General features: G+C 59.3%; 21 protein-coding genes. 9 read left to right on the top strand and 12 right to left on the bottom strand.

Annotated features, from left to right (window positions below; genetic code table 11):
- The first annotated feature begins 209 nt into the window (after window positions 1–209).
- The 5 genes from VMA09_07345 to VMA09_07325 all read left to right on the top strand — a co-directional run bounded on the left by VMA09_07345 (window position 210) and on the right by VMA09_07325 (window position 6518).
- On the top strand, window positions 210–2321 hold the full coding sequence (locus VMA09_07345; GenBank protein ID HUA33403.1) for a glycosyltransferase: 2112 nt from the start codon (window positions 210–212) through the stop codon (window positions 2319–2321).
- A gap of 68 nt (window positions 2322–2389) precedes the next feature.
- Window positions 2390–3244, top strand: a complete 855-nt coding sequence (locus VMA09_07340) for a hypothetical protein (protein HUA33402.1) — start codon at window positions 2390–2392, stop codon at window positions 3242–3244.
- Between the two features lie 9 nt (window positions 3245–3253).
- A complete protein-coding gene (locus VMA09_07335) occupies window positions 3254–4102 on the top strand; it encodes a Stf0 family sulfotransferase (protein HUA33401.1) in 849 nt (282 codons plus the stop codon).
- Between the two features lie 41 nt (window positions 4103–4143).
- Window positions 4144–6135, top strand: a complete 1992-nt coding sequence (locus VMA09_07330) for a hypothetical protein (protein ID HUA33400.1) — start codon at window positions 4144–4146, stop codon at window positions 6133–6135.
- 8 nt (window positions 6136–6143) lie between these two features.
- Window positions 6144–6518 carry a VOC family protein gene (locus VMA09_07325; protein ID HUA33399.1) on the top strand — a complete coding sequence of 125 codons (375 nt, stop codon included), beginning with the start codon at window positions 6144–6146 and terminating at the stop codon, window positions 6516–6518.
- Between the two features lie 6 nt (window positions 6519–6524).
- Here VMA09_07325 and VMA09_07320 read toward each other — a convergent pair whose 3' ends face one another.
- Entirely contained in the window at window positions 6525–7175 is a 651-nt protein-coding gene (locus tag VMA09_07320; GenBank protein ID HUA33398.1) for a DJ-1/PfpI family protein, read from the bottom strand.
- Window positions 7176–7201: 26 nt separating this feature from the next.
- Complete coding sequence (locus tag VMA09_07315; GenBank protein ID HUA33397.1) at window positions 7202–8251, bottom strand: GlxA family transcriptional regulator; 1050 nt, start codon at window positions 8249–8251, stop codon at window positions 7202–7204.
- Between the two features lie 165 nt (window positions 8252–8416).
- Here VMA09_07315 and VMA09_07310 point away from each other — a divergent pair, with 165 nt between their 5' ends.
- Window positions 8417–8824, top strand: a complete 408-nt coding sequence (locus VMA09_07310; GenBank protein ID HUA33396.1) for a nuclear transport factor 2 family protein — start codon at window positions 8417–8419, stop codon at window positions 8822–8824.
- Window positions 8825–8871: 47 nt separating this feature from the next.
- Here VMA09_07310 and dnaJ read toward each other — a convergent pair whose 3' ends face one another.
- The 4 genes from dnaJ to hrcA all read right to left on the bottom strand — a co-directional run bounded on the left by dnaJ (window position 8872) and on the right by hrcA (window position 13874).
- Window positions 8872–10008, bottom strand: a complete 1137-nt coding sequence (gene dnaJ / locus VMA09_07305; protein ID HUA33395.1) for a molecular chaperone DnaJ — start codon at window positions 10006–10008, stop codon at window positions 8872–8874.
- 84 nt (window positions 10009–10092) lie between these two features.
- Window positions 10093–12024, bottom strand: a complete 1932-nt coding sequence (dnaK, locus tag VMA09_07300; protein ID HUA33394.1) for a molecular chaperone DnaK — start codon at window positions 12022–12024, stop codon at window positions 10093–10095.
- Between the two features lie 62 nt (window positions 12025–12086).
- Window positions 12087–12719 carry a nucleotide exchange factor GrpE gene (grpE, locus tag VMA09_07295; GenBank protein HUA33393.1) on the bottom strand — a complete coding sequence of 211 codons (633 nt, stop codon included), beginning with the start codon at window positions 12717–12719 and terminating at the stop codon, window positions 12087–12089.
- A 108-nt stretch (window positions 12720–12827) separates the two neighbouring features.
- Window positions 12828–13874 carry a heat-inducible transcriptional repressor HrcA gene (gene hrcA / locus VMA09_07290; protein ID HUA33392.1) on the bottom strand — a complete coding sequence of 349 codons (1047 nt, stop codon included), beginning with the start codon at window positions 13872–13874 and terminating at the stop codon, window positions 12828–12830.
- 118 nt (window positions 13875–13992) lie between these two features.
- Here hrcA and VMA09_07285 point away from each other — a divergent pair, with 118 nt between their 5' ends.
- The 3 genes from VMA09_07285 to VMA09_07275 are packed head-to-tail and all read left to right on the top strand — an operon-like array spanning window position 13993 to window position 17089.
- Window positions 13993–15591 (top strand): VWA domain-containing protein, encoded by a 1599-nt coding sequence (locus VMA09_07285; GenBank protein ID HUA33391.1) that lies wholly within the window; start codon window positions 13993–13995, stop codon window positions 15589–15591.
- Between the two features lie 6 nt (window positions 15592–15597).
- A complete protein-coding gene (locus VMA09_07280; protein HUA33390.1) occupies window positions 15598–16083 on the top strand; it encodes a GNAT family N-acetyltransferase in 486 nt (161 codons plus the stop codon).
- 25 nt (window positions 16084–16108) lie between these two features.
- On the top strand, window positions 16109–17089 hold the full coding sequence (locus tag VMA09_07275) for an amidohydrolase family protein (protein HUA33389.1): 981 nt from the start codon (window positions 16109–16111) through the stop codon (window positions 17087–17089).
- Between the two features lie 29 nt (window positions 17090–17118).
- Here VMA09_07275 and VMA09_07270 read toward each other — a convergent pair whose 3' ends face one another.
- The 6 genes from VMA09_07270 to VMA09_07245 all read right to left on the bottom strand — a co-directional run bounded on the left by VMA09_07270 (window position 17119) and on the right by VMA09_07245 (window position 21466).
- Complete coding sequence (locus tag VMA09_07270; protein HUA33388.1) at window positions 17119–17619, bottom strand: hypothetical protein; 501 nt, start codon at window positions 17617–17619, stop codon at window positions 17119–17121.
- Window positions 17620–17784: 165 nt separating this feature from the next.
- Window positions 17785–18234 (bottom strand): PIN domain-containing protein, encoded by a 450-nt coding sequence (locus tag VMA09_07265; GenBank protein HUA33387.1) that lies wholly within the window; start codon window positions 18232–18234, stop codon window positions 17785–17787.
- A 106-nt stretch (window positions 18235–18340) separates the two neighbouring features.
- Window positions 18341–18535, bottom strand: a complete 195-nt coding sequence (locus tag VMA09_07260; GenBank protein ID HUA33386.1) for an AbrB/MazE/SpoVT family DNA-binding domain-containing protein — start codon at window positions 18533–18535, stop codon at window positions 18341–18343.
- A 23-nt stretch (window positions 18536–18558) separates the two neighbouring features.
- On the bottom strand, window positions 18559–19824 hold the full coding sequence (locus tag VMA09_07255) for an MFS transporter (GenBank protein HUA33385.1): 1266 nt from the start codon (window positions 19822–19824) through the stop codon (window positions 18559–18561).
- 102 nt (window positions 19825–19926) lie between these two features.
- Window positions 19927–20925, bottom strand: coding sequence for a ferritin-like domain-containing protein (locus tag VMA09_07250; GenBank protein HUA33384.1), 999 nt, complete (start codon window positions 20923–20925; stop codon window positions 19927–19929).
- Entirely contained in the window at window positions 20918–21466 is a 549-nt protein-coding gene (locus tag VMA09_07245) for a TetR/AcrR family transcriptional regulator (GenBank protein ID HUA33383.1), read from the bottom strand. Before VMA09_07245 ends, VMA09_07250 begins: the two co-directional genes overlap by 8 nt.
- Window positions 21467–21602 lie beyond the last annotated feature (136 nt).

Raw genomic sequence — 21602 nt, 5'->3', positions numbered from 1 at the left:
ATGGCGTTACAAAAGACCCGTCGGATGGAATCGTCATCATAACGGCAGCGCTTGCGCTGATCTGCGAGCAGGCGATGCTTTGGCATCACTTCGCCAATGAAACTTCATTGAAACAGAACAATAGACCTGCTAAGGAACACCCGCGGCGCGTGCGACGTCGCGCGAAGCCGCGAGATGAAAAGGCCAGGAAGGATTGAGCTGTGGCAGTGATGTTTCCCACGTTACCCGAAGTCGAGGTGACCACCAGCAGGCGCCCGCGCGTTTGCATCGCGACCTGGGAAATCGAAGGACCAACTCGCAACGGGGGTATCGGCACCGCCTACACGAGCCTTGCCGACGCGCTGCGCCGGGCGGGTCAGGAGGTCACCGTCCTCTATCTGCAGGGCTCGGTGTGCAATGACGGCAACATCGTGGACTGGGCCGAGCATTATCGCACGCGCAAGGGGATCAACCTCGTCCAGTTGCCGCTGCCGCACAATCCGCGCATTCACGCCTCGTGGGCCTCGAGCGTTTCCTATCATGCCTACAACTGGCTCAAGGAGCATCAGGCCGATTTCGACATAATTCACTTCCCGGAATGCCAGGGAATTGCATTTTATAGCCTGCTTGCAAAGCGCCAGGGACTGGCGTTCCGCAATGTCACCTTCGTAGTAAGTACGCATGGACCCACCTTCTGGGTAAAGGAGGGCAACCAGGATTTCCTGCGCAATATCGGCGAACTCGAAATTGACTATATGGAGCGAGTCAGCGTCGCGGCCGCCGATATAGTAACCAGTCCCAGCCGCTACCTGCTCGACTGGGTGCAAAGCAACGGATGGCAGCTTCCCGAGCAGACTTACATAGCTCCATATGTTCTTCCAGAAGGAATACTCGACCAGGAACGGCCGTCGCTAGCCAGAAGCCAGGAAATCCGTGAAGTAGTATTCTTCGGCCGCCTCGAGATCAGGAAAGGTCTGAAGGTATTTTGCGACGCGCTGGACGAACTATCAGTGAATCCGGGTGAACGACCCTTCGAGGTTACCTTTCTCGGCAAGGAAACCGAGATCTACGGCCGCTCCAGCATTGCGTATATCAGCGATCGGGCGCGGCGATGGTCGCTGCCCTGGCACGTCGTCTGCAACAAGAATCAGCGCGGCGCGATCGAGTATCTGCGTCAGCCCGGACGCCTCGCGGTCATTTCGTCGCTCGGCGATAACTTCCCGAATACCGTGCTCGAATGTATCGGCGCGCGTATTCCGTTCCTGGCCAGCAACATTGGCGGGATTCCGGAAATCATGTCGCCCGAGGACAAGGAAAAGGTTTGCTTCGAACCGCGCGCGGATGTCATGGCCGAGCGAATCCGCGCCGCGCTCAAATCGGGCGGACCAACTGCACGCCCCTCGGATGCGTTCGAGGACATCGAACGAAGATGGGTGCGATGGCATACCAGTCTGGCTGCGGCGCCAAAGAATAGTGCGCCGCGGCGCTCGCGTAACGGCGCACGCACCGAATCGATCTTTCCACTGGTCAGCATATGTTTCGCGTACAGTGGCAACGAGAACGGTATCGCGTCCACGTTGGAATCGTTGCGGCAACAGGACTATCCGCACCTTGAACTGATCCTGATCCAGTGCGGCAGCAACGATCCGGGGTCGAACCAGAATCACGGCGCAAACCTGAACTTCGAAACGGTGAAGAGGTTCGCGCGCCCAAGCTGGGACATCGGGGCAGCGCGCAACGTCGCTTCGCGCGAAGCTCGGGGCGAATATCTATTTTTCATAGACGACCACACTCTGCTGCTCAATCCCTCGGCACTTTCGATTTTTGTTCAAGTCGCGCAGCGAACTGCTGCCGACGTAGTAACAGCCACTTTGAGTTTCTACGTTGGCTCGACGTCCGAGCGCTTCGAGCATTCGCGGCGGCCGTTCCTCGGCGGCGACGCCGCGACTGGAGCATTCATTAATTGTTTTGGCAGCCCCAATGCTCTCATGCGCCGCGAAACGTTCGATCGTATCGGCGGTTTTACCGACGTCGCCGTGGGAACCCTGGACGACTGGGAAATCTTTTCCAAGGCTGCGCTGATGGGGCACACGATAGAGACGATTCCCGAAGTCCTGGTCGGCTATCGGGAGGATGTCGATGCCGAGAGCATGGTGCATTCACTGGTCAACGCGGTGCGGAGCGTTCGGCCTTACACCACGCTCAACGGTAAAATTTCACCCTCGGTCAGCAGGTCGCTTTCGAAAGCGATTCTCTTCAGCCAGGGCCTCAAGTTCGAGCGCGATGTGATGCTGGGCAGCCCGCTTTCGCGCGGCGAGCAGGGTCCCGCGGTGACAGGGTGAAGCGGCAAGAAAGGCCGGCGTCGACACGCGGCCGATAGTCCAGCGTCCAGGGCTGGTTGGTTTGCGCCATGCCTAAATCACGCGCTGTTGTAGTTCTCGGGATGCATCGCAGTGGCACCAGCGCCTTCGCGCGCGGCCTCAAAGCGCTGGGTGTATATCTCGGCGATGATTTCCTTGAGACTAAGCCGGATAATCCAACTGGCTATTGGGAAGATCGCACGATTGTGGCTTTGAACGAACGTCTTCTCTCAACGTTGGGTCTTCGCTGGGAAGACGTAGCTTTAATCGACGACGACTTCTGCGAAAAGCCCGCCGTCGCAATCATAAAGGATCTCGCCGTCGATCATCTCCGGCGGAACTTCGCCAGCCATCCGTTGTGGGGCTTCAAGGATCCACGCACCATTCGGCTTCTGCCCTTCTGGCGCTCGGTGCTGGAAACGATAGGGGTCGAGGACAACTACCTGGTCGCCGTTCGCAATCCGCTCAGCGTCGCCAGCTCGCTGCTCCAACGTCAATACATGGACGCGCCCACCGCTCACAAGCTGTGGCTCGCATACTCAGTTCCGAATTTGCATTTAATCAGGACCCGGCCTTTCGTCGTGGCCGACTACGATTACCTCATGGACGACGCGCGCAGCGAGCTGGATCGAATTTCGTCCGCATTAAAGCTTCCCGGTGAAGCCAATTCGAATGAGATCGAATACTTTATCAACGAATTCCTCGCCGCGGAGCTCCGTCACAGTGAATTCAGCGAGTTTGACTTCGAGACGATCCTGGGAATCAGCACGCTGACGCGCGAAGCTTATTTGTGGCTGCGACGGCTCGCTACGACCGACGCAGGATCAGAAAATCAAGAGTTTTGGTCGGCATGGGCGCGCGTCAACCTCGCGGTCCGATCGCTCATCGGCGCCAGGACTAGCTAGTCGTCGCACGTGAGCGGAAAACGGCGAGATTTGCTCTTCGTGGTAGTCGGTGCGCAGCGGACCGGCACGAACCTGCTGCGCGAGATCCTGAACACAAATGGCGACATCGCGATGCTCGGCGAAGTTTTTTCGCCCAGCACTGCGCCCGCGCACTGGGCAAACTTCCTGGCTATGCTCCCGGTGGCGGAACGCCCGATCGTATCGGCGAATCGCGCGCGGGCACTGCTCGACAAGTATATCGCGTTCGTCGACTACCGCGTTCGAAATCATTGGATCGATGGCGACAAGAGCGATGTGAGCGCGATCGGACTGGATATTAAGTACAACCAGCTTCGAAGCCTCGATCCACCTGACCGGCAATACGACGATACTCCATTTTTCATCGAATATTTGAGAGCAAGGGACGCAATTGCGATCCACATTGTGCGTCGGAATATCATTCACTGCGCAATCTCCGCGATGATCGCAGAGCAGCGAGGCGTCTGGCACGATTACGTGGGGATGTCGATTGACGGCAAATACACGATTGCTCCGGAGGAATGCCTGGTACGCGCGCGTCAGATAGTACGGGATCGCAAAGCATTTCTCCGATTCTCCACGGGCGTGCGCGTGATCGATTGCAGCTACGAAGAGCTGGTAGAGCAACTCGACGACGCGGCGGAAGGCGAACGCGTACGGGCCCCGGGGCCGCTGATGGACATTGCCAAAGGCTTCGACGTTCCATTCGATTTCCACCCTGATGTCCGGCTTCGCAAGGCGATTAATTTGCCGTATTCGAAACTAATCGCTAATCATGCCGAACTGGTCGCGGCATTGAGAAATTCAGACTTCGCCGATTTCGCGAGCACAGTTAGTTGACGCCCAGGAATCGACTATCGCGAAGTTGCCTTGTACATGCCATGCGCGGCGCGCTTGCCGACTATCGCGGGAAGGCGGCGCTTGCGATTTTAACGATCAGCTTACTATCCGCTATCTTCCTGGCGTGGTCGGCTACACTTTCTCTCCGCGGAGTTTTTGAACCGACGCCAAAAGACGTATCGAGATTTACCATCAATGTGTCCGGGTCAAGGCCCAGCACGCCAGAAGATACTCACGCTGGAGTTTCAGTTGTGCGTCTGGTCGTTGATGGACGCAGGGCACGCCCCGGCGATTTGATCCTGAGCGGCAGTTGGGAGCCCGGCTGGGATTCGGCAGATCGTCCGAAGGATCCCGAAGGGAGTGATCCGACAGCTTGGCCGCGGCGCGCAGGCTGGGCGGCGCGATTGAATCCTTCCGACACGGCCGAGCCAGCATCAGTTTCGTTCAGCGGCACAAGTGCTGCTGTTCTGTTCAACCGTGGCAATCCTTGCGAACATCTCAGTATCAGTACAGACGCCGGCAAGATTTGGGGGGATGATTGTTCGCACCTGCCAGCCGATCCTATCGTGGCGGTGGACTTGCCGACGCCGGTAGTGGCATCTCACTGGCCGTTCGCCTTCTGGCTAGTCGTGAGCTTCGTCATGGTTGCTGCGGTTCGACCTGGTCTGGACAGGAGACGAACGGAGTTTTGGTTAACAGCGTATCTAAGTGCGCTGCACCTTCTCGTCTGGTCCGCTCAGTGTGTCGGATTGATATACGACAGTCTGAATCAGCTTCCGACTTTGAAATTCAATGTCCAAGGCTGGCCTGCATACTTTCCGCCGGGCTATCCGCTTTTGGTTGGTATTGGGTATCTCGTGTCAGCAGTCAACGTCGGTTCAGTCATTACCCTGATCCAACATGTAATGATGATTGCGACAATTGTGTGGTGCTTTCGACTTCTGCGGCGGTGCGTTGCCCAGCCGCTCGCATATCTGACTACCTTGGCGATGGGCGCCGCTGCTCCCACGCTCTTTCTGCCTCAAGCGATCATGTCCGAGAACGCGGCGCTGTTTGGAATGGCCGGGGCGCTCTATTTCGCGGTTTGTTATCGGGACTCCCATGTGAGGCGCCATGGGATCATTAGCGGCCTGTTGCTGGGCTGGGCTGGACTGGCCCGGATCGTGCCGTTGGCCGCCGCGGGTCCGGCGATTCTTCTCGTGATGTTGGGCGCCGAGCCGTTAATAAATGGGGTCAAACGCTTCGGCCTGATCCTCGCGATAGCCATAGGAACAGTTGCCTTGCCCACTATCTGGTTTGGATTGAGATCAGGCTCCTTCGCTCTCGCCAATTCGCTCGGACGCCATCTGTACAATCGTGTCGTCACCGATCAGTTTCTGCTTGATAAGAGCGCGCCTGCCACAGCGCGATTCCTCCGGTTAATCGAGCCAGTGAATCCCGAAGGTAAAGCCCACTGGGAGATCGCGGCGCTTCTGAAAAAGCAGGGATTGGACTACGAAGAAACCGAGGCCTTGATGAGACGGGTTTCCTGGGAGGGTATTTGCGAATCACCCTGGCAATTCATTGTTTTCTCGTTGCAGCAGTCATGGACGCAATTCTTCCATAATCCAGTTCCTCTGGTCCCATGGTGGTCAGTGCCGGATAAATACACCGCGGAACTCGAGTCGGTGCCTATTCTAGGCGTTCATGCGGGCAGTTTGTTGTGGCGAGAACGACTGGAGCAGCAGTTCGCTGCAACCTGGACCTTCCTTCCCTGGCTGGCTATAGCCGGCCTCGCCTCAATCCCGTTCCTGCGCCAGCGTATGATTTTGCTTTCATTTGCGATAATTCCGTCCGGATATATTGTTTCGAGCGCATTTGTCGAGTTTGAGTACGGACGATATACGGTGGCGATTATACCCTTTATCTACTGTCTGGTGGCCGAACCCTTTGCCGCGGCCATTTCGAAACGCACGTCGAAACATTCCGAGTTGATATTATTGCCTGACCAGAACGAGGGAGCAGACCAATCAACAGCCCAATCAACCATCTGATGATAAACGTGAATCGATTCGAGGAGGCGAAAAAGTTCTACTCGTGGCTCATGCTGCAGATTGGCTATTCGCGCTCATTTGAATATCCGCAAGGGGGCAAACGCGGCATCGGTTTTTATAACGACGCCGGTTCATTCTGGGTCCAGGAGGCCGAGGCGCCATTCCATCGCGACTCGTTTCATCGCCATCGCGTGGGACTCTGCGAGATTGCCTTCTTAGCCGAAAGTCGCGCTCAGATAGACAGCCTCGCGAGTGAGATCGCATCGCACGGCGGAACGGTTACCGATCCGCCGCGCGAGTATGACTATGCGCCCGGCTACTACTCCGTGTTTTTTACCGATCCTGACGGCCTCAAGCTCGAGTTGGTTCATCTGCCGAGCTAACAGCGATCAACGCCTCGCTGCGGCCGGATTCAACCTATGCTCATATCTTTTCATCAGGTAGGTGAGCACTCCTTGCGGGGCGTGTTCGAATACTCCGTCGAAGGGCGGCTGCGGATCGTATTCGATGCCGACCTGGATCGCCTGCGCGGCTTCGTCACCCGCCAGTCGCCGGGCTAGGCAGAGGGCCAGATCGATTCCAGCGGAAACGCCCGCGCCGGTGATGATCTTGCCCTGCTCCACCACGCGTTCCTTGACCGGCGTCGCTCCGAAACTACGCAACTGTTCGCGTGCCGACCAGTGAGTAGTTGCGTTCAGGCCTTTGAGTATTCCTGCCGCGCCGAGAATCAGGGCACCGGTGCAAACCGAGGTCGTCCACCTGGTATTGGCGTGAATCGATCGAACCCATTCGAGCATCGCGGGCTTCGCGCGCACCTGTTCTTCGCCGAATCCTCCCGGCACGAGAAGGATGTCAGTGCGAGCGATATCGCCAATCGAGAAATCGGCGTTGAGCCCCAGTGAGCCTTGCGACGTTCGCTTAATGCCCTTCGTCTCGCCGACGAATGATACGTTCGTGTCCGGAAGGTTTGACAGCACGTCGTAGGGTCCGACCGCGTCGAGCGCCGTTATGCCATCAAAAATCAGAATTGCGATATCCATTGTTTTTCTCCTGGACGTTCTGAGATTTAAGCTGCATCGGATTTATGAAATCGGTTGCGATACTCACTCGGCGCGACGTTGAGACACCGGATGAAAGCGCGCCGCATCGATTCACGCGTCCCGAACCCGCAATCCGAGGCTACTGCTTCGATTCCATCGTTGGATTCTTCGAGGCGCCTGCGCGCAGATTCGATACGCGTCTGCTCGACGAACGCTGCGGGCGTTATTCCAGTTTCGCGCACGAACACGCGGGCGAAGTTTCGCGGACTCATCGCGATTCGTTTCGCCATTTTTGCCACACTGAGGTCCGCTCCGGGATTGTCGACGATGTACGACTGCAGCTCGCGAAGCGGTTCCCGATCGGCTGATTGCGTAGCGAGCTGAACTGAGAATTGCGACTGGCCACCGGGCCTGCGCAGAAACATTACCAGCTCGCGCGCAACTGCGAGTGCGACGCGGCGGCCGTGATCCTGCTCGACGAGGGCGAGCGCCAGATCGATACCGGCGGTGACGCCAGCCGAGGTATAGATCTTTCCGTCACGAACGAAGATCGGATCGGTCTCGACCCGAACCTTCGGATAGTTCGCAGCGAGTTGCTCACACCACCGCCAATGCGTAGTGGCGCTGCGTCCGTTGAGCAATCCAGCTTCGGCCAGGATGAATGCGCCGGTGCATACCGAGCACAAGCGGCGCACGCGCGGCGCCATTCTTGTTATCCAACGAATCAACTCACGATCGCGAACCGCCTCAGTCACGCCGCGTCCGCCTGACACGATCAGCGTATCGATTGGCTCACTCCAATCGCGTATCGAGCTTTGCGCGATAAGTGAAAGCCCCGACGATGTGACGATTGGTCCGCGGCGATTCGCGGTAAGCGCGACATGATACGGCGACTCGGTCGCTATGCTCTCGTCAACCATGAATCGGGAGGTGCGCGAGAAAACTTCGAGCGGCCCGCTGATATCGAGAATCTGGGCGTCGTCAAATCCGACCATCAGGATCTGACGAACTGCTTGCTTGCGCCGCGGAACGATCTTCATGGCCGCGATGATCGCATCGTCCGCACTTGGCGGCAACAGATACTACACCACAGATCCTGCCATCAGCGAGATAAGAACGGACGAAGGCCGCTCGCATGATGCGTCTAGCCGATTCCGCGGAGCTGTAGCCGCAGTTTGACGCAGCGAGGGTCCTTTCCTAGCTTAGGCAAACCACAACAAAGCTCACCCGACGAGGGGCCGATGAACGAGACCGACAACGTTGAGACTGTACGCCGGCTGTACCAGCTCACTAACGACGGAAATCTTCCGGCCGTCCTAAGCTTGCTGGCTGACGACGTGGAGCTGTTTTTGTACGGCTCGCAACGGGTTCCGTGGGCGGGACATTGGCGCGGCCGTCTCGGCGCGGAACGGTTTCTCATCGCAATGGGCGGTGTTGCCGAGGTCAGGGATCATCCCGATATCATCGTCGGTTCCGGGGATTCCGTTATCGCCGTTCATCGTCCAGTGGTCCGAATCCGCTCCACCGGGCGCGATGGCAGTTTCAATTGCGTCCATGTATGGACGTTGCGCAGCGGACTGGTCGTCCGGATGCGAGAATATGCCGATACCGCAGCTTGGGAAGCTGCGTTCGACGCGTCGGGCGCCTAACAATTTGTCTGGTAGATATAGATACGATCAGAATCGCAAAACAGCGTCTAGCCGAACATTTCCTTGAGCTTATCGACGAAGCCCTTGGAGAGCGGATGATTGACGGCCTTGCCGTCGAGCTTGGCGAACTCCTCGAGCAGTTCGCGCTGACGGGCGGTGAGGCTGCGCGGCGTCTCGACGATCACCCGCACGAGTTGATCGCCGCGGCCATAGCCGTGGAGATCGACGATGCCCTTGCTCTTGAGGCGCAGCACTTTGCCGGATTGCGTTCCGGCTGGAACTTTCACATTGACTTTGCCGTCGAGCGTCGGCACTTCCATCTCGGTGCCAAGTGCGGCCTGCGGGAAGCTGATCGGCACTTCGATGACAACGTCGTTGTCCTGCCGCACGAAGAGCGCGTGCTCTTTGACGTGGATTACGACGTAGAGATCGCCCGGAGGTCCACCGCCGAAACCGGCCTCGCCTTCGTTGCGAAGCTTGAGCCGCGAGCCGTTGTCCACTCCCGGTGGAATCTTGACTGCGAGTGACTCGGCCTTGCGGACGCGTCCCTGCCCCTGGCACTTCGGACATGGATCGGAAATCGTCTGACCTTCGCCGCGGCATTGCGGACAGGTCGTCGAGATCGAGAAGAATCCCTGCTGGGTACGGACCTGGCCCGTGCCGCGACAGTTGGGGCATTGCTTCGCGCCGCCAGAGCCGCCCTTGGCGCGAGTGCCGTTGCACGCGTCGCAAGTAGTCAGGCGCTGGAACTTGATCGTTTTTTCGATTCCGCGCGCGGCGTCTTCGAATTCTATTTCGAGATCGTAGCGAAGATCGTCACCGCGCCGAGCGCGCGATCTTGAGCGACCGCGGCCAGTGCCGAAAAAATCACCGAAGATGTCTGAGAAGACTTCCTCGAAGCCCTGGCTGAAATCGAAGCCGCCGAAGCCGCCGGGCCCGCCTTGCGCGCCCTGGAACGCGGCATGTCCGAAGCGATCGTATTGCGCGCGCCGCTCCGCATCGGAGAGGACCTGGTAGGCCTCGTTGCATTCCTTGAAACGTTCCTCGGCTTCTTTGTTGCCGGGATTGCGATCAGGATGGAACTGTATCGCGAGACGCCGATAGGCCTTCTTGATTTCGTCTTCGCTGGCGCCGCGCGCAACGCTGAGGACGTCGTAATAGTCTCGCTTCTGAGCAGGAGGCACGGCGACTTACTTTATTCGATAACCCCAGCGGACGCTACGCGGCGGCGGGCAACTACGCCCGCCGCGCGAGTTTCGAGTCGGTGGTTACTTGACTTCTTTGAAGTCCGCGTCGACCACATCGTCTTTAGGACCTTGCGATTGCTCGCCGGGCTGCGGACCCTCCTGCTGCTGCGCGCCGCCATCGGCGGAGGCGCCGTCAGCTCCAGCCGGGCGAGTCTTGCTGTACATCGCCTCGGCCAACTTGTGCGACGCGGCGGTGAGCTTCTCGGCCGCGGCATTCATCTCGCTCGGGTCCTTGGACTCGAGCTTGGTCTTCGCTTCCGCGAGCGCATCCTCGACGCCCTTGCGCGAGGCCTCGTCGAGCTGCGCGCCGTAATCCTTGAGCGTCTTCTCAGTCGTGTAGATCAGGTTGTCGAGCTTGTTGCGCGCCTCGGCCTGCAGGCGGCGATTGTGATCTTCGGCCGCGTGCGATTCCGCCTCGCGCACCATCTTCTTGATCTCCTCCTCGCTAAGACCCGAGGAAGCGGTGATGCGAATCGACTGCTCCTTGTTAGTGCCGAGGTCCTTGGCGTGCACATTGACGATACCGTTTGCATCGATATCGAACGTGACCTCGACCTGCGGCATCCCGCGCGGAGCCGGTGGGATTCCGATCAGATCGAACTGGCCGAGTATCTTATTGTCAGCCGCCATCTCGCGCTCGCCCTGGAAGACGCGCACGGTGACTGCAGTCTGATTATCCTGCGCGGTCGAGAACACCTGGCTCTTGCGCGTCGGGATCGTGGTGTTCTTCTCGATCAGCTTCGTGAACACGCCGCCCAGCGTCTCGATACCGAGCGACAGCGGAGTCACGTCGAGCAGCAGGACGTCTTTGACTTCGCCCTTGAGCACGCCGGCCTGGATCGCCGCGCCGATCGCGACGACTTCGTCAGGGTTCACGCCCTTGTGACCTTCCTTGCCGAAGATCTTTTTGACGCGCTCCTGCACCGCCGGCATACGAGTCATGCCGCCGACGAGAACGATCTCGTTGATCTCGGTCGGCTTGAGTCCCGCGTCCCGCAGAGCGGTGATGCAAGGCGCATCGAGCCTGTCGAGCAGGTCGGCGCACAACGCTTCGAGCTTCGCGCGAGTTAACTTGATGTTGAGATGCTTGGGGCCGGCCTGATCCGCCGTGATAAACGGCAGATTGATGTCGGTCTCCATCACGGTCGAGAGCTCCGTCTTGGCTTTCTCGGCCGCTTCCTTAAGGCGCTGCAACGCCATCCGATCGTTGCGCAGATCGATACCCTGGTCCTTTTTGAATTCGTCAGCCAGGTAGTCGATGACGCGCTGGTCGAAATCCTCACCGCCGAGGAAGGTATCGCCGTTGGTCGCCTTGACCTCGAAGACGCCCTCACCGAGCTCGAGGATCGAAATATCGAAGGTGCCGCCGCCGAGATCGAAGACCGCGATCTTCTCGTCCTTCTTCTTGTCGAGGCCGTACGCGAGCGACGCAGCCGTCGGCTCGTTGATGATACGCAGAACGTTTAGCCCCGCGATCCGGCCAGCATCCTTGGTCGCCTGGCGCTGGCTGTCGTTGAAGTATGCCGGAACGGTGATGACCGCCTCGGTGACTTTCTCGCCGAGATAATCCTCGGCGGTCTGCTTCATCTTCTGAAGCACGAAAGCCGAAATCTCGGGCGGGCTATACTTCTTGCCGCGGATTTCCACCCACGCGGCGCCGTCGTCGTTCTTCACCACTTTGTAGGGCAGAACCTTGAGCGCCTTCTGCACTTCGGCGTCTTCGAACCTGCGGCCCATCAGGCGCTTGATCGCGAAGACGGTATTGGTCGGATTGGTAATTGCCTGGCGGCGCGCGATCTGGCCAACGAGCCGCTCGCCCGCTTCGGTGAATGCCACCACCGAGGGCGTGGTCCTGCTGCCTTCTGAGTTCGCGATAACGACGGGGTCGCCGCCTTCCATTACCGCAACGCAGCTATTCGTCGTGCCCAGGTCGATGCCGATTACTTTTGCCATTTTTCTTAACGGTCCTTTGATATTGAGATAATCACGATTGCTGCGATTTCAATGCTTAGCGGCTAATCTTCGCCCGGATTTCGCTCCGTACTGCCGCCGTTAGACCCCTTCCCCTTGGCAACCGAGACCCGCGCCGGACGCAGTGTCCGGTCGCCGATCTGATAGCCGCGATGGAACTCCGCCACGATCGTGTTCGGCGCGTGCGAATCGCTTTCCACGTGATCGACAGCCTCGTGCAGATTGGGGTCGAAGGACTGCCCGACCGCCGCAACCGGCGTCACGCCGTGGATTCGCAGGAAATCGAGCAACGACCGCACGACCATCTCGACCCCCTGGATAATCGTGTTGGCGTCGCTTTTTCCGCGCGCCGCTTCGAGCGCCCGCTCGAGGTTATCGACGATCGGCAGCACGTCGCGGAGCACGGCTTCCTTTTGCAGCTTGGCCGATTCCTCGCTCTGCTGGCGAAGCCGCTTGCGGCCGTTCTCGAAGTCCGCCAGAGCGCGCAGGTACTTGTCCTTGAGCTCCGTGAGCTCCTTATCCTTGGCTTCAAGCTCCGCCCTCAGCGCAGCTTCATCGCCAACTGGCCCATCGCCAGCAGGATCCTGAGCGTGCTGATGCTCATGGCCGTGGCCATGCGGATGTGCAGGGTCGTGTTCCTGATGCCCGTCTTCGTGGTCGTTGTGTTTCTTGGTCATCTTCAGAAATCGCACCGACACTCAAGATAAGCACGATTTCTGAACGCGCCACCGCGACGCCCTCGATTGGAGCGCAGCTTTAGATGCTCGAGATGGCGGGAAGGATCGTTAGTGCTCGATTACGCGGGTAAGCGCGCGGGCTGTGTACTCCACCAGCGGGATGACTCGGTCGTAGTCCATCCGCACGGGACCTACGATGGCGAGGCCGCCGAGGGTCGTCGAGCCACTGGCGTAGGACGCGGCGACAACGCTGAGCGACGTGAGACGCGGGTTGTCGTTCTCCGATCCGATCGATACGACCAGGCCGTCGCGCTCGAAGACCTTTTCCAGAAGCTCGAGCAGCGCGCTCTTGTCGTCCAGGGTGCGCAACAGATCGCGCATCCGCTGACGATCCTCGAACTCGGGTTGCTCGATGGCCTGCAATCCGCCTTCGACATAGAGCTCGGGACGGCCGACCTGGCCCGCGATTGCGCCGCCGATCGTCAGCGCTTCGTGCATGAACTGATCGTAACTCGCACGCTCGTGCTTGAGCTCGGCTTCGATCCAGGCGCGGGCCTGCTCGAGCGTGTGTCCTTCGAGCGACTCGTTCAGGTAGCGCGCCATCCGATCGAGCTCGGCCTGCTGATGATCGCGATCGGTATCGACGATCCGATTGTAAGTCGCGCCCGACTTGACGATGAACACCGCCAGCACCTGGGATTGCCGCAGGCGCACGAAGTTCACGCCCTCGAGCGTGATGGCCTCCAGCCGCGGCGCCGTGGTAAGCGCGGCCTGCCCTGTCAGCAGTGACAGGAGCCGCGGCGTATCGCGCAGAACCTCGGCCATGTCGCGCGTGCCGCTCGAATAATGAAATTCGATTTGTGCGCGATCCTCGAAACCGATTCGCGACGCTCCCGAAAGATGATCGACGTAGTAGCGAAACGCCCGGTCGGTTGGGACGCGGCCCGCCGACGTATGCGGCTGGCGCAGGTAGCCGGTGTCTTCGAGCTCCGCCGCGAGATTGCGCACCATCGCCGATCGCACTCCGAGCTGATGCCGCGCGGCGACCTGCGCCGACCCGACAGGCTCGGCGCTCGCGATAAACTCTTTGACCATCGCGAGCAGCAGGGTGTGCTGGCGTTTGGGGAGGGTGATAGATGGCGTCTCAGTGGTCATCGCGAGCGGCCCGCTGTTCGCGCGCCGTTCCAGAATTAATTGTGCTGCGCTTCAACGGATACATTCAAGTACCGTTTCATTGCAACGCCATCGCGCTGATAAACTCGAATCTATCCACATGCCTGGCAAGAGCAGGAAAATCGCGCCGCGCCGCCTTTACGTTCCGACCGTCGCGCCAACGGCTTCGTGGCTTACCAGCGATCGCTACGACCGCCGGATGTGGAGCGAGATTTTGGCCGACGCGCCGTCGATAGCCGAACTCGTCGAAGCGGGCAGCGAAGCGGTGCCGCACTTCGGCGCGCTGATGCAGGATCTGTTCGTCGGGCTCTACAAGATGAACGTCGAATGGAATCCGCACGACGGTGTGCGCCGCGCAGCCGCACTCAATCGCACGATCCTCGAACAGATGCTGCCCTCGGCGCCGTTCCAGGCGCTCAAGCACAAGACCTCGCTCGAAGAGGACAAGGCCGCGATCGCGGCGATCGTCCTCGGCCAGCAGGTGCTCGACGGTATCCGCAGCGAGAAGCTCCTCAACGAAAGCGAGCGCCGCGATCTTTGGGATCTCGATCGCCAGGAAGAAGACCTCGCTGCGCGCGCCGCCGCCGTCGAGACCGCGCAGGATTTGCTCGATCCCAAGGAAGGCGAGCCGCAGCCCGACGCCGACGCGAAAAAGAAACTCGCCGAAATGGCCGAAGCCGCCGAGCGCGCCGGTAAAGTTTCCGAAGCGCGGCTCAATCAGAAAAGCCGCTACCTCGAAAGCGATCTCAAAAATCGCGACCAGAGCGAGCTGAAGCGGATGCAGCTCAAGACCGCCGAGCTCGCCGCGGAAATCGAACGCGCCGCCGAAGATAGTCACGATTTCAGCCGCGAGTTCGGCCAGGGCGGCAGGATGAACGCGGGCGCGCGCCTCGAGCTCGGACGGCATCTCGCACGCAACAAAAAGCTCGGCGAGCTGGCGCGGATGGTCGGGCGCTTCAAGCAGGATGCGCGTGCGGTCAAGCGCCGCACGCTCGATCGCGGCGTGGCCGAGGCTTACGACATCGAACTCGGCGCCGACTTCGGCCGCCTGATTCCGTCGGAGCTGCTGGCGATGCATCATCCCGGGCTCAAGCGCGACTTCCAGCGCCGCCTGCTCGATGGGGGCATCCTTCAATATCGCCTGCGCGAGGACGAGCAACGCGGCAAGGGTCCGATGGTCGTGTGCATCGATGTCAGTTCATCAATGTCTGGTGACAAGGAGTTATGGGCGAAGGCCGTCGGCTTGACCCTGATGGATATCGCGCGGCGTGGGCGGCGGCTCTTTCGCGCGGTGCTGTTTTCCTCGGGCGATCGCGATCTCAAGGTGCTCGATCTGAATCGCGAGCGCCGCTACCAGCCCGATCTCAACAAGGTCGTCGAGATGGCCGAGTACTTTCCCGGCGGCGGCACCGATTTCGAGCGGCCAATCGACGCGGCGGTCGAGCTGCTCGCGGAAAAGAAACTCAAGCGCGGCGATATCGTGATCATCACCGACGGCGAATGCCAGGTCAGTCCCGAATGGCTCGCCCTCCTCAAGCATCGCCAGCACGAACTCGATTTCAAAATTTTCGGCGTACTCGTCGATGTTGGCTCGGCAGAAACGTCGTCGCTCGCGCAGTTCGCCGACAAGATCACCTCGGTCAAGAAGTTAAGCCAGGAGGGCACGCGCGAGATTTTTCTGAAAGTCCAGGCCGCGTGACGACCGATGGCGATCGTTTTCAAACCGCTGAATCGCTCGAACTTCCAGGCAATGCTCGCGCTCAAAGTTCATCCTCATCAGGTGACCTTCGTCGCGCCGCCGTCGAAATCGATCGCGATCTGCTACACGCGCGCGTTCGGTGACGATTTCGATCATGTCCCGCACGTGATCTTCGACGATCAGATCGCGGTCGGCTACGTGACGATCGCCTGCAACCCGTCGAGCAGCGATGACTATTGGATCGACGACATCATGATCGACGCATCGCACCAGGGCAAAGGCTACGGCCGCATCGCGATCGAGATGACGATCCGGCTGATCCTCACCTGCTACCCACAGTGCGAAACGATCCAGCTCACGTGCTTCGACGGCAACGACGTGGCAGCGCGAATCTACGAAAACCTCGGCTTCCGCAAAACCGGCCAGCGCAACGAAGACTACGATCAACCGGAGTACGCGTTGACCGCCCCCGCGCTCGATCGATTCAGATAGCTCGGCCAGCGCAAGGAGAAACGCGGTGTGTGCGAACCCGAATCTCAGTCGAAAAATCGACGTGCACGCGCATTATTTGCCGCCCGGCTATGCCGACGAAATGCGGAGCGGCGGCCTGGTTCATCCGGACGGGATGCCGGATTATCCGAAATGGAGCGTGGAGCTGGCGCTGGAAGCCTATGACAAGCTAGGAATCGAAACGGGCGTCCTGTCGATCTCATCGCCCGGCGTTCACTATGGCAACGATGCTGCGGCGCGGCGGCTTGCGCGCAAGGTCAATGAAGCGGGAGCCGAGGCGGTGACAAAGCATCCCCAGCGTTTCGGTTTGTTTGCCGCGCTGCCGATTCCGGACGTGGAGGGTTCGCTCGACGAGCTCGCATATGCGATGGATACGCTTAACGCCGACGGGATCGGGCTCAAGACCAATACTCATGGAGTCTATCTCGGCGATGCGAAGTTCGAGCCGATTTTCCAGGAACTCAATCGGCGCAAGGCCGTGGTGTTTATCCATCCGACGTCGCCGTCGTGTTGGCAGCAGTGCGCAATGGGCTATCCGGCGCCGATGATCGAGTTCCCGTTCGACACTGCTCGCGCCGTAACCAATCTGATTTTCAGCGGGACGCTGGAACGATGCCCGGACGTCACGATCATCGTCCCGCACAACGGCGGTGCCCTGCCAATCCTGGCGGGCCGGATTGCCGCAGTCGGGGGGCGCCTGCGGCTCGGTCCCGCGGGGACCAGGGACGCGATTACTTATTTGCGGCGCCTTTACTACGATACCGCGATTCAGTCGAAGCACACTTTGTCATCGCTGCTACAGCTCGCCGATGTGGGGCAAATCGTCTATGGAAGCGATTGGCCCTGGTATCCGGAAGCTGCTGGCCTTGAAACCAACAAGGAGCTTGAAGAGGGCAGCTTCTTCAGCGACCAGGATCGCGAGGCGATATGCCGCAGCAACGCGTTGCGACTTCTGCCGCGTATAAGAGGTCTCTCGGCTAAGCGGTAACCTGCTCGGGCGATCGATTTCGCTCGCGATCAGGTCAATATGTCGAGCAGCGTCGAGTCACTATTCGATTGACTATTGCTGTTGGAGTTCGAGCTGCTGTTCTGCGAGCTGCTCGGACTGGTGAACAGGCTGTCAGACGAGTTAGTCGAGCTCAGGGCGCTAAGCAGTTCGCCGCCACCACCGCCGCCGCCGCCATGATGATGGTGATGGCCGCCGATTCCGCCGGCGCTCTGCACGTCCTGCTGGAGCGTCGCAAAAGCCTGCTGCGCCGCCGGCAGGTTTCCGGACTGGAGCGCCTGCCCCAACGCCTGGAAGGCCTGGCTCGCGGGGCTGCTCGAGTTCTGAGTGCCGGAATCTTTCTGGATTTGGGCCAGCGTGCTGTAAGCCTGCTGCGCGTCTGCCAGGTTCCCTGACTGCAGGGACTCGGCGAGTTCTTGAAACGCAGCGAAAGGATTGGTTGCCTGACTGTTGCTCGCTTGCGTCAGCTCCGGAATCGCACCCAATCCACCAATTGCTGATATCGAGGACATACTACCCTCCTGCACGTGAGGACGTGCTGACGAAATATTTGAGCAAGGAAGATGCCGCCCGCGGTGATTGAGTTCACACAACTTCGAGCGAGGTTCAATCGTAGCCCCTGTCGCATTCTGCGACACGACTTGTGCGATTGTGAGAGAGCGTTGTTCGTTGCCGGGTCACTTACGGATCGATCGGATGATATGTCGATCCAGAAATTCCGCCGAGGTCAGTGTCTTAACTCCCATGATGGTTTTGCCGTATAGGTGACCAAAGTGACAGCGGTCGCCGGTCAGCAAAAATTCAACGTGTGCAGCTATCGCAGACGCAAGGATCGGCCGATCTTTGAAGTCGTCGAGCGTTAAAGAATCAGGTAGTTCGACTTCTGCAACTGGAGCCAATTCAGTTGAGCGCATAAGCGATTCCGGAACTGGTACCGCGCCTGGTCGATCCATCGACAAGTTTCTACGCGCTTCGGCCAAAGCGTATCGAGAAGTTAACAAAACAACGCGCGGCAATTTCCATAGACTTAGAAGTCGTGAGTCGGGTCGATAAGCGGCGGAATAAAGAACGTTGGCATCGAGAAAAACCGACTCAACCAGCAGACTGCGCGAAGCTTTGTCGCGCAACCGCGGCATCAGGCGAGTTTGCGATGCGGGATCGACGCCGGATCGATACCCATGTGGCGCACCTCGCGCAGTGCGCGGCGGTAGTCTTTGGCATCTACGGCGTTGTTCAGCAGAAACTCCGCGCGCGGCGCGCGGGCGTATAGGTTTCGACGGCGACAATCTCGGCCGGCCGGATCAGCACTCCACCGTCACGCTCTTCGGCCAAGATGAAACTACCCTCTTCCAGTGCAAACTTCTTGTGCAATTTCGCAGGAATGACGATCGTCCCGCGCCGTCCGACCTTACTCGCGACAGACTTCATTCTAATAGCGGAATATCAGGATGTCAGACTCTCTGTATTTCTGGCATCTGCGGCGGCTGTCTTATACGAGTCAGAATGAGAAGGATCGCGGCCACAATCGCGACGGCACCGAGAACTATCAACGACAACTTCACCATAACCGCTGCGAGGACGCCGCCTAACAGACCCGATAGAGACTCCGCGCCTACCTGGAGCGCCTGGTTGTTGCCCATCACGCGGCCTTGCTCCGGACCGGTGGCTGCGATCGACAAGAGCGTGGCGCAGGACGGAAGGCAGAGCGCCAGCGCCATTGAAGTTAAGAAGAGCGTGACCCACAACGCATTCAGCGGATGCGGTATCACTACGACGATCATGAATACGCCCGTCAGCAGAGCCGACCAGAACGTAAGGGTTCGGATCGAAACGCGCACCGAAAGAAATCCCGTGAGCCACAGATTCGCGAGCACGATCGGCACGCCCACCCATGCGATGAACTCCGACACTCGCGATACGCCGAGCCGATACTCGTCAACCAGGTACATCGGATAGCATCGGAAGAAGCCGAAAATCGCGAGATAAAAAAGAAAGTTCAGCCAGTAGAGCGCGCGCAATCGTCTGTCAGTCACAACGCCGGCGAGATTCGTGAACGCTTCCGAGTAGCTCACCGCGCGCCGCGCCTCGGGCGGATTGGTCTCCGTGAATATCGCGGCGGTCGCGAGCGCCGTCAGCACGAGCAGAATGAATACCGCCCAGAACGGCGTCGCGTAGTTGAACCACGGCTCGATCGTCGAATCCGCGAGCTTGCCGCCGACGAGCGGTCCCACGATATAGGCAGAGCTGACGCTCAAATAGATATAGCCGAAGAAGCGATTTCGCTCGCTCGCCGGTATCACGTCGGAAATCGCGCTCTGCGCAGTTACGATATTCGCCTCGGCAAGGCCGGCGACAAGCGACGCGCCTGCGAGCATCACGAGGCTCGCCATTGCGAGCGCCGTCGCGATCAGCGCGTAAGACACCGTGGTGACTGCAAGTGATATGAGCAGGATTGGCTTGCGGCCGAATCGATCCGACAGCGAGCCCATGATCGGCGAGCCGACGAACTGCCCTGCTGGATAAAGACACAAAAGCACGCCAAGCAAGATCGTCCGCCGCGCCATCGGCATCGCCGCGGAGATCATCGCGCTGTCGGAGCGCAGGATCATCGGCGTGAACACCGTGATCATCAGGCTGTAGCCGACAAACCCCGCGAAGATCACGAAGTAGAGCGGCAACAGCGATCGAAACGGCGGGCGCTGCGATGTGGATTCCATATCCCGGCCGATTTGTACCAGCATCGCGCAATTCGTCCGCAAAATGAAACGGGCCGGATACTCGATGCATCCGGCCCGTTATTTTTCAGATATAGACTGAGTTTACGCGGCGGAGGCGAATTCCATCACGCCGAGTTGGCGGTACCAGCTTTCGGTGCGATCGTTGATTAGATCGATCTGGCGCAGGCAGGGGATGATCGTGTCAACGAACAGGAAGGAGTTAAACTGCTTTTCCATTTCCTGCTCGGCTTCGGCCCACTTCGGATTGCGCTTGAGCTCTTCCTGGATATCCGAGGCCGAGATGCCGACTTCCTCGAAGATCTGCTCGCCTGACAGAAAGCCGTCCTTCGGCTTATCGTCGACGATCTTCGTCACCATCATGTCACACGCGGTAAACGCGAAGTCCTCGAGGTCCTTCTTGTCCTTGCCCTTGAGCTTGGTCACAGCGTCGCGCAGCGCAAGCATCCCAAAGCCGACGTGGCGCGACTCGTCCTTCATGATGTACTCGAGCAGCTCTTTGAGCAGATCGTCCTTGGTCTCGCGCTGCATGAAGCGGAAGGCCGCGATCGCGAGGCCCTCGGTGATGACCTGCATGCCGACGTACTTGGGCTCCCAGCTATCGTGCTCCATTACGGCGCGCAGCAGGCGCTCCAGAGTCGGGTCGATTGGATAGATGCGATCGAGCTTGGTGATGTACTTGCGGAAAGCTTCGACGTGGCGCGCCTCGTCGAAAACCTGGGCCGCGGCGTTCATCTTGGCGTCGAGGTCCGGCACCGCATCGACGAGCTGACCGCAGACCATGAGCGCGCCTTGCTCGCCGTGCAGGAACTGCGAGAGCCGCCACGCCGCGAACTTGCGCATCAACTGCGTCTTCTGATCTTCGCTGAGCGAGCGATAGAGCTCGGTCTGGAACATCGGCATCATCGACATGTCGAGCACTTCGCGCTCAATCGGGCGATCCCAGTTGATCGTAGTCGAGACATTCCACTGATCGCGCTTGGCGTTCTCGTACAGGCGATCCATCTGCGGAAACTTCACCGAGTAGTCCCAGTGAAATACGCTCTTCAGATCAGTGTGGAGTTCAGTCCGTTCGTTATTCATTGACGCCTCCGGAACGCTTCATGGCGGCTGCATTCGCAAGTCCGCCGAGCGCAAAATTTACGATGGTCTGCTTGGTCTGCTCGAGCGGCAGGTCGCGATTGTCGAGCAACCATGAGATCGCCTGCGAGAGCATCCCAACGATCAGGTTGGCGATCGTCTCGGCCTGATCACCTGCCAGCGGCGCCAGGTCGTTGCGGAAGTCCGCGATAAAGGGATCGAACACACGCTGCATCAGATCGAGGAACGCGGGGCTGTGCCCGAACACGATGCGAAACATCTCGGGCTCTTCGGCGGCGGCGCTCAGGATGCAATCGATCGCGATACGCATCTTGTCGGCGGGCTCGGTCGCCGCGGCCTTGGCCTCGGCAATCTCTTGGCGCATGTGAGCCGCGCCGAGCTCGATGAGCTCGATGAAGATTTCATTCTTGGTCTTGAAGTGGAGATAGAAGGTACCGAGGCCAACGTCGGCTTCCTCGGCAATGTCGGCGATACGGGTCTGATGGAAACCCTTTCGCGAGATGACACGCTCGGCGGCTTCCATGAGCTCCTCGCGAGTTTTCTCGCGGCGCCGGTCGAATCGATTCGGAGCGTCAGGATTTCGGATAGCTGCAGCGGTCACGAGATGAATTTATACTCGGAACTGAATGTGGTGTCAATTACGAAGGCTGCCATCATAA

This window comes from Candidatus Binataceae bacterium (assembly GCA_035508495.1).
In the GTDB taxonomy this organism is placed as follows: Bacteria; Desulfobacterota; Binatia; order Binatales; family Binataceae; genus JASHPB01.
Note: the sequence above shows the minus strand (reverse complement) of the source record. Positions and strands in the feature narration are given on the sequence as shown.

Bases quoted from the DNA above. Each gene is read 5' to 3' on its own strand.
- VMA09_07340 (HUA33402.1), top strand. From the start codon at position 2,390: ATGCCTAAATCACGCGCTGTTGTAGTTCTCGGGATGCATCGCAGTGGC.
- VMA09_07255 (HUA33385.1), bottom strand. From the start codon at position 19,824: ATGGAATCCACATCGCAGCGCCCGCCGTTTCGATCGCTGTTGCCGCTC.
- VMA09_07250 (HUA33384.1), bottom strand. From the start codon at position 20,925: ATGAATAACGAACGGACTGAACTCCACACTGATCTGAAGAGCGTATTT.
- VMA09_07285 (HUA33391.1), top strand. From the start codon at position 13,993: ATGCCTGGCAAGAGCAGGAAAATCGCGCCGCGCCGCCTTTACGTTCCG.
- VMA09_07245 (HUA33383.1), bottom strand. From the start codon at position 21,466: ATGGAAGCCGCCGAGCGTGTCATCTCGCGAAAGGGTTTCCATCAGACC.
- VMA09_07280 (HUA33390.1), top strand. From the start codon at position 15,598: ATGGCGATCGTTTTCAAACCGCTGAATCGCTCGAACTTCCAGGCAATG.
- VMA09_07320 (HUA33398.1), bottom strand. From the start codon at position 7,175: ATGGATATCGCAATTCTGATTTTTGATGGCATAACGGCGCTCGACGCG.
- VMA09_07310 (HUA33396.1), top strand. From the start codon at position 8,417: ATGAACGAGACCGACAACGTTGAGACTGTACGCCGGCTGTACCAGCTC.
- VMA09_07270 (HUA33388.1), bottom strand. From the start codon at position 17,619: ATGTCCTCGATATCAGCAATTGGTGGATTGGGTGCGATTCCGGAGCTG.
- VMA09_07345 (HUA33403.1), top strand. From the start codon at position 210: ATGTTTCCCACGTTACCCGAAGTCGAGGTGACCACCAGCAGGCGCCCG.
- dnaK (HUA33394.1), bottom strand. From the start codon at position 12,024: ATGGCAAAAGTAATCGGCATCGACCTGGGCACGACGAATAGCTGCGTT.
- VMA09_07330 (HUA33400.1), top strand. From the start codon at position 4,144: ATGCGCGGCGCGCTTGCCGACTATCGCGGGAAGGCGGCGCTTGCGATT.
- hrcA (HUA33392.1), bottom strand. From the start codon at position 13,874: ATGACCACTGAGACGCCATCTATCACCCTCCCCAAACGCCAGCACACC.
- grpE (HUA33393.1), bottom strand. From the start codon at position 12,719: ATGACCAAGAAACACAACGACCACGAAGACGGGCATCAGGAACACGAC.
- VMA09_07260 (HUA33386.1), bottom strand. From the start codon at position 18,535: ATGAAGTCTGTCGCGAGTAAGGTCGGACGGCGCGGGACGATCGTCATT.